The 16,203-nt window shown below is 37.9% G+C and carries 13 protein-coding genes; 2 read left to right on the plus strand and 11 right to left on the minus strand.

The genetic code is table 11. From position 1 onward, the window contains the following. Positions 1–9: 9 nt before the first annotated feature. The gene (locus AC1M9N_RS02615; protein ID WP_481954229.1) at positions 10–2,472 is read right to left on the minus strand and encodes an ExeM/NucH family extracellular endonuclease; all 2,463 of its coding nucleotides are present in this window, start codon (positions 2,470–2,472) and stop codon (positions 10–12) included. A gap of 210 nt (positions 2,473–2,682) precedes the next feature. On the opposite strand from AC1M9N_RS02615, the gene trmB reads away from it, so the two are divergent. After that, positions 2,683–3,399 (plus strand): tRNA (guanosine(46)-N7)-methyltransferase TrmB, encoded by a 717-nt coding sequence (trmB, locus tag AC1M9N_RS02620; protein WP_481954230.1) that lies wholly within the window; start codon positions 2,683–2,685, stop codon positions 3,397–3,399. A gap of 29 nt (positions 3,400–3,428) precedes the next feature. Here trmB and AC1M9N_RS02625 read toward each other — a convergent pair whose 3' ends face one another. The 6 genes from AC1M9N_RS02625 to AC1M9N_RS02650 all read right to left on the minus strand — a co-directional run bounded on the left by AC1M9N_RS02625 (position 3,429) and on the right by AC1M9N_RS02650 (position 9,723). Continuing rightward, the gene (locus AC1M9N_RS02625; RefSeq protein ID WP_092766132.1) at positions 3,429–4,205 is read right to left on the minus strand and encodes a Rossmann-like and DUF2520 domain-containing protein; all 777 of its coding nucleotides are present in this window, start codon (positions 4,203–4,205) and stop codon (positions 3,429–3,431) included. 85 nt (positions 4,206–4,290) lie between these two features. Then, entirely contained in the window at positions 4,291–5,316 is a 1,026-nt protein-coding gene (locus AC1M9N_RS02630) for a lysozyme inhibitor LprI family protein (protein WP_481954231.1), read from the minus strand. Positions 5,317–5,444: 128 nt separating this feature from the next. Continuing rightward, positions 5,445–6,344, minus strand: a complete 900-nt coding sequence (locus AC1M9N_RS02635) for a lysozyme inhibitor LprI family protein (RefSeq protein ID WP_481954232.1) — start codon at positions 6,342–6,344, stop codon at positions 5,445–5,447. Between the two features lie 191 nt (positions 6,345–6,535). Then, entirely contained in the window at positions 6,536–7,771 is a 1,236-nt protein-coding gene (locus tag AC1M9N_RS02640) for a dihydroorotase (protein ID WP_481586674.1), read from the minus strand. A gap of 10 nt (positions 7,772–7,781) precedes the next feature. Continuing rightward, on the minus strand, positions 7,782–8,798 hold the full coding sequence (locus AC1M9N_RS02645) for an aspartate carbamoyltransferase catalytic subunit (protein ID WP_092766128.1): 1,017 nt from the start codon (positions 8,796–8,798) through the stop codon (positions 7,782–7,784). Between the two features lie 307 nt (positions 8,799–9,105). Then, complete coding sequence (locus AC1M9N_RS02650; protein WP_481612475.1) at positions 9,106–9,723, minus strand: LysE family translocator; 618 nt, start codon at positions 9,721–9,723, stop codon at positions 9,106–9,108. A 171-nt stretch (positions 9,724–9,894) separates the two neighbouring features. On the opposite strand from AC1M9N_RS02650, the gene rlmKL reads away from it, so the two are divergent. Next, complete coding sequence (gene rlmKL, locus AC1M9N_RS02655; RefSeq protein WP_481589786.1) at positions 9,895–12,099, plus strand: bifunctional 23S rRNA (guanine(2069)-N(7))-methyltransferase RlmK/23S rRNA (guanine(2445)-N(2))-methyltransferase RlmL; 2,205 nt, start codon at positions 9,895–9,897, stop codon at positions 12,097–12,099. 51 nt (positions 12,100–12,150) lie between these two features. Here the strand turns inward: rlmKL and AC1M9N_RS02660 are convergent, their stop codons facing one another. From AC1M9N_RS02660 to AC1M9N_RS02675, 4 genes are all read right to left on the minus strand, one after another. Further along, positions 12,151–12,585 (minus strand): hypothetical protein, encoded by a 435-nt coding sequence (locus AC1M9N_RS02660; protein ID WP_481612474.1) that lies wholly within the window; start codon positions 12,583–12,585, stop codon positions 12,151–12,153. A 99-nt stretch (positions 12,586–12,684) separates the two neighbouring features. Then, complete coding sequence (locus AC1M9N_RS02665; RefSeq protein ID WP_481595507.1) at positions 12,685–13,827, minus strand: GNAT family N-acetyltransferase; 1,143 nt, start codon at positions 13,825–13,827, stop codon at positions 12,685–12,687. A gap of 10 nt (positions 13,828–13,837) precedes the next feature. Then, positions 13,838–15,361, minus strand: a complete 1,524-nt coding sequence (locus AC1M9N_RS02670) for a GH3 family acyl-acid amido synthetase (RefSeq protein WP_481954233.1) — start codon at positions 15,359–15,361, stop codon at positions 13,838–13,840. Continuing rightward, a complete protein-coding gene (locus AC1M9N_RS02675; RefSeq protein ID WP_481588431.1) occupies positions 15,361–16,197 on the minus strand; it encodes a hypothetical protein in 837 nt (278 codons plus the stop codon). Before AC1M9N_RS02675 ends, AC1M9N_RS02670 begins: the two co-directional genes overlap by 1 nt. Between the last annotated feature and the right edge of the window lie 6 nt (positions 16,198–16,203).

The following is a 16,203-nucleotide window of genomic DNA, read 5'->3' on the forward strand; positions in this document are numbered from 1 at the left end:
TGCTAAGTTTTAGGAATGATTTCTGCGTCTCCAACCAACCAAGGCTAACAGGCTTAATCCTAAAATGGATAGCAAGTTCAACGAACCACCACCTGACTTAGTGTCACGCTGTGGCTGCTCAGCATTTGTTGAGCTGTTAAGCTCTAAGTCGACAATCACTGGATCATGATCAGATGATCTAAATGCATGATCAGCATAAAAGAGCGACTTCTGCTCTGTAGTCTTAAATTCTTCGTTATAATCTAGGTTCGTTGGCTCATCAGCGTTAATGTGCCATACAAATGCACGCTTAACCGCAGGAAATAACGAAGCATCAGCTAAAGCATGATCCAAATTACCTGCTCCACCAAAACCAGCTTTGTTACTGTCGACACCAAATACATAGGTATACGCCTGTTCGCCGAGCCCTACAACTTTGTCCGCCAGTACATTCGTATAATTAGCACGCTCTAAAGCCAAAATTGGATCTTCTTTTGCATAACTATTTAAATCACCAATCAAGAGCGTATTCGGATGACCTGTAATTTGCGTTGGATTCTTTGCAATCCACTGCATGAGTTGTTGTACCGCTTTAACTCGTGTCGCATTCCAACACCCCTGACCATCACCTTGATCCGCATCAGCAGATTGATCATTTGAAGGACAACTACCTTTAGACTTCAAATGATTCGGAATAACCGTAAAGATTTTACCGCCATTCAATGATTGAAAACTCTGAGCAAGCGTCACTCGATTTCTTTGTGACTGGTCATCAAACACTGCAGCAGCGTTAACAGGTTTTACACGCTTACTGTTGTAAATAATCGCAACAGCAATCGCATCATCACCTAATCGATTTGAATTTGGCGGAGTGATATATTTCCACTCCGATCCAAGTGCTCGTGTTAAATATGCAATGGCACTATTTTCACCATATCCATTATTCGCAATTTCCATTAAACCAAATACATCAGCATCGATTTCTTTCATTGCACTGACAATTTTGGCATGTTGCTTCTCAAACTCAGCTTTGCTGCTAGCACCTCGCTCAGTTGGAAAACCATTTAAACCATTATCATAGTTCAAAACATTGAAAGCCACGACACGGGTTTGGTTTGAATTTTTCTGAATCATTGGTGGCCGCGGGTTATTCGCTTTAATTTGGATTTGAGTACGACCTTGTACAGGTTGAATACGCCAAGAATTGAATCGATATTCTAGAATACCCTCAACAGCATTTAACTGATCACCTGCACGTAAAGTATTTAAAGCACTAAACTGACTTGGCAGTGTAGGCGTTAAATTTTGTGCATTATATCCGTCATCAAGTTCAATTTTGGACAAAAGATTTTTTTGCGCCAATGCCGTTGCTTCTGCTGATTTAGCTGGATAAATATTGGTCGGCATAAACAAACGTCCTAGACTTAATGACAGTTGTCCGTAGCGACCATAATTGTAATTTTCACTTACCGTTAATGTTTGAGGGATTTTAACCAACATACCTTGATAACGCTTTGGCGCATGCCCTGACGCGTTAGTTAAACTCTCAAATGGTAACTCGATTGATAATGGCGTTATCCAAGCGCTTGCCGCTTGATTACAAGTTAAAATATTTTCGGATAAATTATCAATCTGTAACTGATTTTGATATTCAGTTAATCGACCTTTAAGAACGACTTCTTCTCCGACTTTTCCTCCTTTTATAGGACTTGAAGCAGGAGCATATACAAAAATCGCGTTAGTTAGATCGGGTTTTGCTTTGGCATCAGGGGTTTGGATATAGAAACCTGAGAATCCATTCGCATAACGATAATCCGCAGTAATCACCCCCTTAACAGTATAGTTTTGATTCTTAGCTGCTTGTGAGAGTTCAGCGATAGGTGTATTCACAGAGTTACAACTTAGAGTCGTCGGAGATGGCTCTATTGGTTTATTTGTACTAATCGCTAAATACTGGTTAAAATCATTGCGATCCGACCATTTAGCCCACTCTTTTTGAATTTCAAAGGGTGCAGATGGATCTATCGAAACGACATCATGTGTTTTATTTGTACGTTCAAAGCTTAAACCGGTTGCCCAGTTTTGCTGTATTCCAATCGCACCAAAACGGTCGACAGCCACATTGTTTTTATAGAGAACAATTGCATCATCGCCATTGAATGATAGGTTAGCAGTTTGCTGAACTGCTTCACCCAATTCAGTTTTTAAATTTGAATGTCCAATTAAAAAGTGCTGCTGAGCTGTTAAAGTTCCTTGCAGCTTGACCGTCAAATTCGCGGTGGTTAGACCATTCGGAAATATTTTTAATTGATACGCGGATAAATCAACAACACCTCCATCTGGATTGTATAGTTCAATACCTTTCTTGTTGTTATTACCATCCACATACTGGCTGATCATGAGTTCAGCATACGGCGTTGAACTAAATCCGATCAAACAGAAAGATAATGTGAGTTTATTGAACACCCATTTATTTAGCGTTATTTTATTCATTTTAAGTCTTATTCATTGTTCATATTATTTTCCAAGCCTAGTGTACAGGCATGACAAGTAGATGAACAATTCATGACATTTTGAAAAAGTTCATGAATAGATCGACAAATCATTGATAGCTACGTAGCGCTTTCAGGTAGAAAAAGGTTTGACTTAGGAGTCTCAGGTCTTAAAATACCGCATTCGAATTTTTTCTCATTTGCCAAAGTTATGTCGAACGATCAATTAGACCCGCAAGTTGTAGAATTAGACAACTTGAACGAGCATCGCGAAATTGTCACATTTATGCGCCGTTCATCTCCGTTGAATACTTCTCAACGAACTGCGCTTGAACAATATGGTCACTTAATTTTGGAATATCCTGTTGGTGATTTACGTCAGCAATTTGAGCATCCTGAACGTCCATTGACGGTTGAAATCGGTTTCGGTATGGGGCGCTCTCTTGTACTTATGGCAAAAGCCAATCCTGAACGCAATTATGTCGGCATTGAAGTACATGTTCCTGGCATTGCACAATGTGTATATGAAGCGGGTATGGCTGGTTTGACAAACTTACGTTTACTTGATGCGAATGCAATTCAAGTTTTGCGTGAAATGCCAGATAACAGTATCAATGCAATTCAACTTTATTTCCCCGATCCTTGGCAGAAAAAACGTCACCATAAACGTCGCTTTGTCTCACACGATCGTATGCCTTTAGTTGAAGAAAAACTTGAAATGGGTGGAACATTCCATGCTGCAACCGATTGGGAACCCTATGCAGAATGGATGTTAGATGTATTAGATAACCGCCCTCGTTTAGAAAATATGGCGGGTAAAGGTAACAGTTATCCTCGTCCTGACTGGCGTCCTCAAACTAAGTTTGAACGTCGTGGAATTGAAGAAGGCCATAAAATTAACGACTTCTTATTTAAAAAGATTCAATAATAAAAAAACAGGACTTAAGTCCTGTTTTTTTATTCTGATTGTCTTTTATAAATTTGATCACTCACCACACTATACACTTGGCTTAAATCCGTACGTCCAGCCTGCGCCAGCATCTCTTGATGCATATGGATAATGTTTTGATCACCACGCATCGCTGGACCAGTTTGCACCTGTTTTGGGGGATTTAAAGTCGCTTTTTTCGCAGTTTCCAAAATCAATGGGTACAATAAATTAAAATCGACTTTTTGTGCATCTACAAGCTGCTTAGCGACGTCATAGCAGTAGTTGGTAAAGTTACACGCGAAGACAGCTGCTAAATGCAAACTCAAGCGCTGTGTTGAGTCATATTGATAAACCTTTTGACTCAACTCTTTTGCCATTTGAGTCAAGGATGCTAAATCCTGGTCGCTCATCGCTTCAACAAATATTGGCGTACTCAACCAATCAATTTGACTTTCAAAGCTAAAGGTTTGTAGTGGATAGAACACACCTGCACGCTCATGATATTGCGTGATTTTAGAGATATGGGTACTGCCAGACGTATGTACAATTAAAGCCTGAGGAAGCTGTTTTGCAACTTTTTCAGCAACTTCTTCAATTGCCTTATCACTCACCACCAATAATGCAATATCAACAGTGTCTTCGAGATCTTCAATTGCATTGCATGGTCTAGCTCTTACTAAAGCCGCCAACAAATTGGCTTTAGATTGCTCTCGACTAAACACTTGGACAATCTCATGATGCTGACTCAATACCTGAGCCAAATGATGAGCTACGCGCCCTGCTCCAATCACACTAATACGCATATCGCTTCCACATATATTCTGTATACCTAAGCATGCCGATAAAAAAAGAGCGAATCAATTCGCCCTTTTGCTATATTGTAATGAATTAATTAAACACATTGTTTAGGTACACAATTCTCTCATTGGTCTTTTGAATGAAACATTTAGAATATTGCATCTCAACATTTATTTGATTCATTTCATTGTCCCAATATTGATAATGTTGCTGATAAGTTTCGCGTTCTTTTTCTGGGATACTTTCAATTGACTTTTGAGAGACCACTTTACAATCCACGTCACGACGTTCGAACCATTCAGTTTGATCGCTCTTTAGCTGTTCTTTTTGTTCGCCGCTCAAATTATCCCAAGTTAAATTAAGTCGCTCGACAGCTCGTGCTTGCTCTTTATCTAAATCAGATTTTCTCAATTGCATGGCTTTGAGTGCCAAGGCCTTTTGTTTTTGTTGTACTGCCTCATATTCTTCGTAAGCTTTTGATTCATTCTGATTTGCTTTACGAAATGCTTCAAATTGAACAGCATATCTCGTCATACTTGCAGCAATATCTAACAATGCATTATCAGGTTGCACACTTAGCATTAAACCTTCTTTATCTGTCTTGGTAATCTCATAATTCAAAGTGCCTATGAGCTTATCTTGCCCATAACTGATATTGCCATGAACATCATTAATCCAATGTTGGAGCGTATAACTACCTTCGTCATGTTCACATTCATATTCGCAAGGTTTTTCAAGGTATGCATTTTCAGCACGACGTTGAAGCCCCTTCGGCAGGTGGATAACTAACTGGCTTGAACACGTCAATTTGTTTGTTGCATTTGAAGGATCATTCGTTGTTGTAATCGACTTTAGTTCAAATCTAAGCGATGAGTTGATTTGGGAAAGTAATTTTAAATCTGACTCATACTGATGTGTTGCTTTTAAACGACGATCTAAAATGTTGTTATATTCCTGTTGCGCAAAGCGTTCAATTTCTTTGACATTCGTAGGAGAAGTACAACTCCAATCAGCAATTTCTACATTCTGTGAGGTGTCTTTGCTTTTCTTATTCAGATCACAACCTGCAACGAAGATGGTAGAGATAATCAAAGCCAATTTAATCTTATACGTCATTTTTTATACCGCATATTTATAATTTTGACATATTTAATCAAATAAAAAACAACAACTCCATCACATTTTTATTTTTTTAAAATTTGATGCGTAAAAGCTAACGCTCAACAACCCTGTTTAATCAATGCCTAACTTAGAGTGAAAATTTTTTGCTGTAATTCAGATGTTCGACTAATCGCCATATTTGTTTCGCAATTCAATCGAAAAACTTCAGGATTATCGGCGCCTTCACTATTTAATTTACATTCTAAATTACGCTTTTTTGCCCACAGTTCTTGCTCGTATTGTATTTTTTGGCGTGCTTGAAGTGAAGCTCTACTCCATACAGAATTTAGATCTTCATTGGCTTGATCTAATTTAAGTTGTGCTTCAGCAATAAGAATGGATTGATAATCATCTGATGTTTTATTTTGCTGATTTAAAAGTGCTTGTTTCTTTTGACGATCTAACACTAAAGCCGTCAAACGTGATGGTTTTAAATGGGCATCTATTAGAACTTTTTGCATAAAACTGGTGAAATGTAGTGCATTCACCAATTGTACAGTTACTTCATGCTCTGAAATTCGTACACTATAATTTAACTCAGTAGAAATCTGATTGTTCTCAAAGTTTAATTGAGAAAGTGCAGCTGATTCTAAAACATTTGACTCTCGATTTAATGCGCGCGATACATCAGCATCCGTCAGATAATTTGATGGTAGTTCAGCAGTGACTCTTGCTGTACACATCGTCTGATCAGAGGATCTCATTTTCTTTATTTTATCAATGTTTTCAATTTTAAATTGAACTGGTTTCAAACTACGCTGTAAGAGTTGACCATCTATAATAACTTGCTCATTTTCTATAATACTTTTGAGTTGAGTCGCTGAGATATTCGCGATGTCTTTATGGATGACTTGTTCGAGTTTTAATTGCACTTCAGGTTGATCACAACGATTAAAAGCATACATGATTGAATACACTTGTTGGCATCCTGACAATGCACCAACCATGCACAATGTGGTCAATGTTTTCATCCGAAGTTTCATGCTACTCCCCCAATCAAACTCAAGCTCTTGATACCAAACCTCATTGGTTTTGTTTTGATTCTTATTAAAGCTCTCAGTTAAATTTTATTAAAAAATACAGATCTTCATAAAATATACTGAATCATGAATTATTCAATCATCCAAAATAAAAAAGGCCGATATTAATCGACCTTTAAATGATTGAATTCACATTATTTTATGAAAGTACGAATTACCTTACCTTTGACTTTTTGATTAATCAACGGTGTATTTTTACCTTGAGAAATAATAGAAGATTTATCAAGTGTCCATTCCAAATCTGGATCAACCAGCACCCATCCAGCCTGTGCTTTCCATGTCTCAGTCATTTGTGCAACAGCAGCTGGCGCACTCGTTACTTTTTCAACCCACTCTAATGGACTAAATAAACCTTCTTCAATCAATTTGATTCCAAAAGGAACATATGAATCAAAAGCAGTAAAACCTGGCAAAGTCTCTGCAAAAGGTGCCATTTTTGCAGAACTACTGAGTGGTTCATGATGCGTACAAATCGCGTCAATTACTCCAGATTTCACTCCCTGACGAAGTAACTCTTTATCAGATTCTGAACGCAAAGGTGGACGTACATGTGCCAAGGAATTGAATCCATCAATTAAAGATTCCGTAAGATGTAACTGATGCATTGCAACATCACACGTGACTGGCAATCCTTTTTCCTTCGCGATACGTATTAACTCAACCGAAGCACCACAAGACAGTAATCCGAAGTGTGCGCGGACTTTTGTCGCCTCTATCATTAATAGATATTTTGCGATCGCGACCGTTTCTGCCAAAGCAGGAATCATTGGTAAACCTTGGCGTGAAGCAATAAAGCCTTCATGCACACAGCCATCTTTCGCAATTTGAGGCTCTTCAGCATAGAATACGACAGTTAAATTCAAACCTGCAGCATATTCAAGCGTACGAAGCACCACATCGTCATTCGCAAAAGGTGCATTTGCATTTGATACAGCAGTACAACCACCCTTTTTTAAACCTGCCATGTTGGCTGGTTGATTTCCTTGAAGCCCTTGTGTTTGTGCACCTATCACTTCAAGGTAAATCCCGCCATCTAACATTGCCTTTTCAACAAGACCATGAATTAAAGCACCATTGTCCTGAACGATAGGTTTTGAATCTGGTGGGGTAAATACATGTAAAATGCCATTTTCACGTGCTGCTTTACCTTCAGATTTCAACGTTCCATGTTGTTGTTGACCTGGCTCTCGTAAACGTGCACACAAATCAACCATCGTTGGCATCAACCATTTGCCTTGCCCATCGATGCTTTCATGCACATCTGAAGTCGCTTCGATGCGTTTTCCATCTTGAATAAAAATAGTTTGTATTTGATCAGTTTGAGCAATTGGATCTAGGACGCGTACATTTTCGACTTTAACAATAGACATGACTGATTCCTTATACCGCAACTGCTTCAATTAAACCTTGTTCTTGTAACTGACCCTGCATCGCCAGCGCGAGAACTGCCATACGCACCGCAATACCATTGGTCACCTGATTCAAAATCACTGATTGAGGACCATCTGCAATACTTGAATCAATCTCAACACCACGATTCATCGGCCCTGGATGCATCACGATACAATCAGGTTTGGCCAAAGCCAAACGCTCTTTGTTCAAACCATACATTTTGTAAAATTCAGCTTGTGAAGATAATGCAGGTGAATCGATACGTTCATTTTGAATACGTAAAGTAATGATGACATCACAATCCTTAATCCCAGCTTCCATATTGTTAAATAGGCGAACACCTTCACCATATTCATCGAAGCCATAAGGAAGTAACGTATTCGGCGCAATCACACGAATATCTTTACAACCTAATGTTTGCAATGCAGCCACATCAGAACGTGCAACTCGTGAATGTTTAATATCCCCAATGATTGCAATGGAAATATCTTCAAATTTTTTATTGGTTTCACGGCGAATCGTAAGCATATCCAGCATTGCTTGTGTTGGATGCGCATGACGTCCATCACCCGCGTTGATAATCGCAACAGTTGGACAAACATCCTTCGCAATAAAATGTGCAGCACCCGATGAAGAATGTCGAACCACAAAGATATCAGCCGCCATTGCTTCTAAATTCCACAGTGTATCTCTCAGTGTTTCGCCTTTAGAAGTACTTGAGCGAGCAATATCAATATTGAGCACGTTGGCAGAAAGACGTTTTGCCGCTGCTTCAAATGTCGTTCGTGTACGTGTCGAATTTTCGAAAAACAGGTTCATTACCGTTTTGCCTTCAAGCATATTATTGGTAATGAGCTGATTTTGGTCATTAAAAAAGGACTGTGCAGTGTCCAATATTTTTGTAAGAGTTTCTTTTGAAAGGCCTTCGATGGTGAGGAAGTGTTTGAGATTCCCATCTTGGTTGAGTTGAATCTGGCTCGGTGTATGCAATGCAGCGAAGTGCATGAGAGATTCCTTATACGTTAAGTCAACGTATTATACAGATTCTAAAATGATTTGGCAGTGACCCACACTGCAGCTGATCAATATCTAACTTAATCACGACTTATGATGTTTCATAAAATTTTTCAAAAACTTAATTTAACCAAAAGCATCCCATTGAAATCTTCTAATTCCCTCAAAATTAGGCTCCAAACTCTTACATAAAATTTTGTTTATCTTTATTTTGATACATCTGTTCAATCAAATTTCCCTGAAATAGTGAGTTAGATTATAAAAATAGAAATTTTTAATAAATGATCCACTCATAGTTTTATGGATATGTTAAAAAATGAGTGAGACACATCTGTATAGCAATCACGATTAAAAGACTTCCCATCACCCTATTCAAAATTCTTGCTCGATTTCCCACATTAAGAAACTGAGCCAATTTTTCCCCTGCATATCCCCAAAGCCATAAAGAGACATAGCAGACCATAAAATAAATCAAAACAAAAAGCGCTAAATAAACACTATTCTCTGAAGCTGAAAATAGAGCTGTACCTGAAACAGCGGCAATCCAAGCTTTTGGATTCAGCCACTGCATTAAAGCACCTTGCGTAAAATTTGGAATTTTCTCTAGATCTTGTTGATCCGTTTTAATTTTCTCGTCTTTAGCACTTAAAATATTCCAGCCAATCCAAACCAATAGAGCCGTTCCTAACAGCGCAATAGCATCCAAAAGAACCGGATACAATAAAATAATCTGATATAGACCAAAGCAAACTGCTGCAAGTAAAGCAGTAAATCCAATGGTAGCACCTGAAATAAAAGCAAAAGTTTTTCGAACACCAAAGTTCATACTGCTACTGAGAATAGTTAAATTAACAGGTCCAGGAGAGATAGACATCGATAATGAAAAGGTAAACATAGAGAAAATTAAAGCCAGCATATTTTTTTATCTTTTAGTGTTTTTTAGTTTTATGGGGCTATATCAACCAGTTTCAATCAATCTTTTAAATTTAAATTATTTTTAAAATGGTTGGATCAACGCATTAAAGCAGTTTTAAAATCAAAAATAAGTTAAAATATGCGATTGCTTTATTTGTCTTTGGGAATGTTCATGAATTCTAAACCTCGTCTTTCTACATATTGGGTTACCTGTGCAGATGGGCTTGAAACCTTACTTCAAGAAGAAATTGAAGGTTTAGGAGTACAAAACGTTGAACGTTTCCCTGGGCGATTGGTTTTCAAAGGTCAATTGGCTGATGCCTACCGCATTTGTATGTGGTCTCGTCTTGCATCACGTGTTTTGACGCCTATTCATACGTTTGAAGTTGAATTTACTCACGATGCACGCGATGTAGCTGAAGAACTCTACGAAGGTGCAAATAGTTTTGACTGGTCGCTTATTTTTGCACCTCAAAGTACATTTGCTGTGCGTTTACATGTTGAACGTGAGATCAAGGTCAATAGCCAATTCGCCACATTACGTGTAAAAGACGGTATCGTAGATTCCTTCATGGAGGCTGTCGGTAAACGTCCAAGCATCGATATCAAACAACCAGAAATTACCATTTATGCTTTGGCTGGTAAGAAAGAACATACTTTTTGTTTAGATTTGTCTGGTGATTCATTGCATAAACGTGGCTATCGCCACTATATGACTGATGCACCCATCAAAGAAAACTTGGCTGCAGCCATCCTTCAACATGCAAAATTAATTGAAAAGAATCCAGATATTGTTCTTGATCCAATGTGTGGTTCAGGAACATTCATTATTGAAGCTTTGATGATGTTAACTGACCGTGCTCCTGGTTTGGTTCGTCGTTTCGGCTTTAATGGCTGGAATGGTCATGATCATGATCTTTGGATGCAAATTAAAGGTGAAGCTGCGGAACGTCACAAAGTTGCCTTAGAAAAACCGCTTCCAAAATTCTATGCCTTTGACGCAGATTGGGAAGCAGTAAAAGCAACCAAAAATAATATCCGCGCTGCAGGATTTGAGGCATTGCTAGATCAAATTCAAATAGAAGAGCGCACCCTTTCTGATTGGCCAGATTTTAAGGCAGAAGGTAAATCTGTGGTCGTTGTCACTAACCCACCTTATGGTGAGCGTCTTGGTGATAAAGGCTCTAGCCGTTCATTCTATCTTGGTCTATCTGGCTTACTTCAAAAGAACTTTGCCAACCAAACTGCCGCAGTTATTGCAGCTCAAATTGAACAAGCAGACGTGTTGGCATTTAGCGAAACTCAAACACTTCGCTTAATGAATGGTAAGCTACCTATTTATATTCGCTCAGGTAAGATTAAGCCGCCTGTTGTGACACAACCTTTCTTAGCCAATTGGCAACCACTTCAATTCGATAAAATTGAAGGTGCTGAAGATTTTACAAATCGCCTGCAAAAGAATATGCAGAATTTGAAAAAATGGGCAGTAAAAGAAAATATCTATTGTTTGCGAATTTATGATGCTGATCTACCAGACTTCAATGTCGCCGTAGATCTATATGGTGACCGATTGCATGTTCAAGAATATGCCCCACCAAAATCAATCGATCCTGAAAAAGCGAAAAAACGTTTTAATCTTGCTTTACAAGCTATCCGTGCTGTCACAGGTTTAGGTCGCGATGCCATTTTTATCAAGACTCGTGCTCGTCAGGAAGGTAAAAACCAATACACAAAACAAAGTACTGCCTCTAAACGCTTTATCGTTCAAGAAGGCAAAGCGAAAATTTTGGTTAACCTCACAGATTATTTGGATACTGGCCTTTTCCTCGACCATCGCCAAATTCGCTTACGCATCGCTGCTGAAGCAAAAGGTAAACATTTCCTTAATCTATACAGTTATACCTCAACTGCAAGTTTACATGCTGCGTTAGGTGGTGCTGCGAGCACGACCAGTGTCGACCTTTCAAATACTTATTTGAACTGGTCTAAAGAAAACTTTGTCTTAAATGGTTTAACGGTTGATCATGCTGACCAACAACACCAGTTCTTTGCCAGCGATTGTTTTGAATGGTTAAAAGAAGGTCATGAACAATATGACTTAATCTTTATCGATCCGCCAACGTTCTCGAACTCTAAAAAATTCCATGGTACGTTTGACGTTCAACGTGATCACTTATCCCTGATTAAACGTGCAATGAATCGTTTAACCACTGGTGGTACGCTGTATTTCTCAAATAACTATCGTGGTTTCGAATTAGACGACGAAATCAAAGCGTTTTATGACATTGAAGAACTCACCCATGAAACAATTGGTCTAGACTTTAAACGTAATACTAAAATTCATCGTTCATGGAAAATTAGACACCTTCAAGCCTAATGACTAGAGAGCTTGACCAATAAAAAAAAGGGCAATTCGTTTGCCCTTTTTTTATTTTTTTAAATTTTTTGAAGGTGAATATTCCTTTGTCACAATAATGGTTGGATCTGTTGAAACATAGACAGTGCGTGGTAGCGTATCATAAGGATAATACGTCAGTGGTTTAATGGTTTTGCTAATCTGCTCTGGATCTGCTTTTTTGCTCAATTCAAAATCAGAAACTGCATTTGAAACCAATTGCTTCTGATTAAACTCTTCTGCTTGAGTCTGAGCCAAATGTTGTTGATTTTGTATTTGTACCTCAGCGCTCTGTGATACTTCTTTTTTTAATTCTTGCACTAAATTTTCATTCAAATTCTGATCAATCACTTGCTGTTCGATGAGTTCAGATTCATCTAATTGCTGTGCAGTTGCCCATTGGAAACCACACATCAGCATGCAAGAAATTAAAATTGACCGTCGAAAAGTAACACTTATGAATTCCATTTTTTATCTCGAGAATTATTATTGTAATTTTATTTATATATTTATTAATTACAGCTAATCAAGTGCGTTCACTCGCATTCCGATGAACGCACCATATTCTTAAATACGACTCACTTCAAAGTAAGAGTATTTAGAACGATCAATCACGTCATAGGGTTTACTTTCATAACTATGAAGCGTGTGAACTGCTTTCATTTTATGTGATGAACACTGCTCTAGAACTTGCTTACGTGGGTCATTCTCAACCACAGTCACACAAAATGATGTTTTACCCTGAGCTTTCACCAATGTATTTACTTTGGTCAGCATAAACTTTAGTACGTCTAACGCACTTGGATCACAGAGGAAACTATGCGTCATGAGATAATCAAAGGATTGCCCTTCTTCGGGAAGCGTTAACTGTCCAGTAATTCGAGCATAAGTGTTATAGACAGGTTTTAACAGTTTTAACGTTGTAGAATAACTCGCCACTTTAGTTTGTTTGAAATCTTTTTGATCCCACAAACCAAATAAACCTACGATTTTATGATCTGAATTGAGCACTAAATGAAAGTCTTCTAATCTCAGCCCATACCAAAAAGGATGATTAGCTTCCAATAACTGTCTAAAGTCATAATCAGGTAAAAAATTATAATGGGAAGCCATTTCTTGTATAAAACCATTGACCGCATCAATCTTATCTATGGTCATTGTTTCAAGGCGAAGTTCAGCAGACTGCTTAAACTTAGGCACCTTAGAAATGGTAAAAGTGGTCATCGAATCAAAGATATAAGGTAAAGCATATCCTTCTCTTTCACGATGCATCATATTACGAGCTACTTTATTATCTTCTAAAATCACACTCTGGAAGATAATTTCACGAGGGAAACATTCAAAAATGTATTCCATAAATACATTAAACGCTTTTTTACCCCGAGCTGTAAGTTTGATTCGTAAATCTGATACATAGCGTAATTGTTCAGTGACGCCATTGATCCAATACGATTTCCAACCGATGTTCATCATGGCAATAATTTGATCAGGCTGATCTTGATGTACGACAACCAAAATTTCAGGCTTATTATATTGTGCATGTGTAGCCCGAAAATAACTCGGTTTCCGCTCAAATGAAATCACCATACCGTTACTCGGCATACTTTCAGAAATCAGCTCAATCAATTGAGGATCATCTTGCTCCGCAGCATAACGTAGATAAAATTCAGGCGAGATTTTTGATCGATATAGTAAATTTTGCTCTGTCATTTTTAAATTCTTAAATAAATTTCATTTTCTTCAACGGTTCTGGCTTGATATTCCCCTCAATCATGCCATTGCGCATTGCGATTGTCTTATATTCATGCCATGCTTCTTCCACATGCATCACGCGTGCTTCATCTAATTGCCCTAAATTACGTGCCAACTCATAGTGAAAATTTTGTTTTAGCAATTGATCTAACTGTTGATCGGACGGCTGCCCACTCACACTACCCTCAGAAAGCAAAACATAATAAGGTTTCGATTCGGTCTGTTCTATACCGAGTAAACTAATGGGTAAAAAACCGTTTTGTTTAAATGTATCGATCACACTCAAAGCAACAGATTGATCAATCTTTTCTCCGACCAAATCAACTGTCATCTTTCGACCGAGAAATTTAAAGCACGGAATGCCCTGATAAAAAGAATCAACCAATAATTCATCATCAATAATGTAGCGTTTTAGGCCAGACCCTGTCGTAATAATCGGACTCACGATTTGACCTGGTTTAAGCTGCCAAGCAGGATAAATTTGCTGAGTATCTAAATCTTGAAACTCATAAAAATGAGCTTGATACATCAAGGGATAATGATCATCTAAAGGTATAGTCACTACGCCTTCAGTGGCCCAAAGCCCTTTACCTTCAAAACTTACACCCTTAATTTTGGTTTTTAAAATTTGTGCCCAGTGCTGTGCGCTTGCGGTATCCCAAGATGAAATTAAAAATAGCTTTGGCCACAATTTTTTCCAACAAGTCGGATCTTCCAAATCTAATCGTTCTAGAATCTGGCTACGTTTTACTGATTTTTTGATTTTTAAAAAATCTAAACTTTGACGACTCCACTGACCAGTCGATAAAACCTCAACGATTTCACTCTTATTTTCTTGGATAATTTCGATCAGTTGCAGTGCAAAAGTTGGGCTCCACACTGAAATCATGCCGAGATTTTCATCTCTGACTAAATATACAGCCGTAGCGAACATCGCATCTTCAGCAGTTTCTGCCAAAGCAATGTCAGCAGGCACGGCCTGCGTAATTTGAGTTAAAATTCGTTTTGAAAAAGAAAGTAAGGCACTATCATCATTTAAATTATGAGTGGTCGTCAGTTGACGCTGGCTTTCAGGCAACCAAGATACAGACCAATAGTGAGTTGTACGTTTTAGTTCAGGATAACGACGATATAAACTCGTGAGCCATAAACCAATCGCCTGATCTATTTCATCTAAAAATTGTTGGGTATATGGAATAAATTTGAGTGCTTCACTTGAACCACTTGTAGGCTGGAATCGGATAATTTTACTTTTATTAAGTAAATTTACGCCTTGATTACGTGATGCTTCAACTTTCTGCTTCCAATCAGCATAACGTGTTACTGGAAAATGTTGAGCAAACGACTCATATTCCATCTTTGGATCATCACATATAACTTTTAATTTATCACGCTGAACTTTTTCCAATTGATCAGCGTATTGATAAAAGTCTTTAAATGATTTTTTACAGGCCAAATTTAAAACTTGATGAGCTGCAAATATCACAGACATTAGGCCACCTTAGAATCTTGATCTTGATCTTTGGTTTGAGCCGATTTAGATAATTTATCTTTATTCAGATTCGACTTATTTTTTTTGAGCGATGATTTTTTCACAAACCTTACCGCTGTTTGCAAAATATCAACCCAACGCAGCTCACCAATACACGGTAATTCAGTACCTTGAACCCAAGATGGATTGCATTCCTCAAAAAACTCAATTTTACGATTTTTCTGGCGCATTTCTTCTGTTATTGGGGCCACATCAGGTTTCAGACACTGATAGTTTTCTCCAAAATCAATCAGCTTTGATTCATCATCATAGTATTCTGCAAAATACTCACGACAATACGCTTCAACATAATCTTTTAAATATTCATCTTTATTTTCTGGATTTGGATAATAGTGATAATAATTATTTGCAAGAAGTAAGTAGGTCTTAAAGCCCTTTGAGATCAGCATCCAATAGATCGGTACCCCCGTATGACGTAATTTGAAGGTCATTACATAACGAAACATCGCACGTTGTAATGCTCGACTACCCCAATACGCCTCCTCAATAATGGTATCACCACTAAAAAAAGCATGGGCAGTTTTACCATTCACGGTAAAATTTCGCTCCATTACAGTTGAGAAACCCACTAAAAAATCTTTTTTGGGTTCTCGAATGATAAACACACCAGTCTTTTCCAGAAGGTCTCTTTCAAAAATTTCAAAGACTGTATTTGAATAATAGTTACTGTAAATATTGAACATCTTTTCAATATCACGGGGTTTTAAATCTTTTACCTTAACAAACTCACTATAAGGTTCTTTTTTTAATTTTCGGAGTCGTTTTAATTCTAGCATATTGAT

It is taken from the genome of Acinetobacter sp. ANC_7655 (assembly GCF_056784015.1).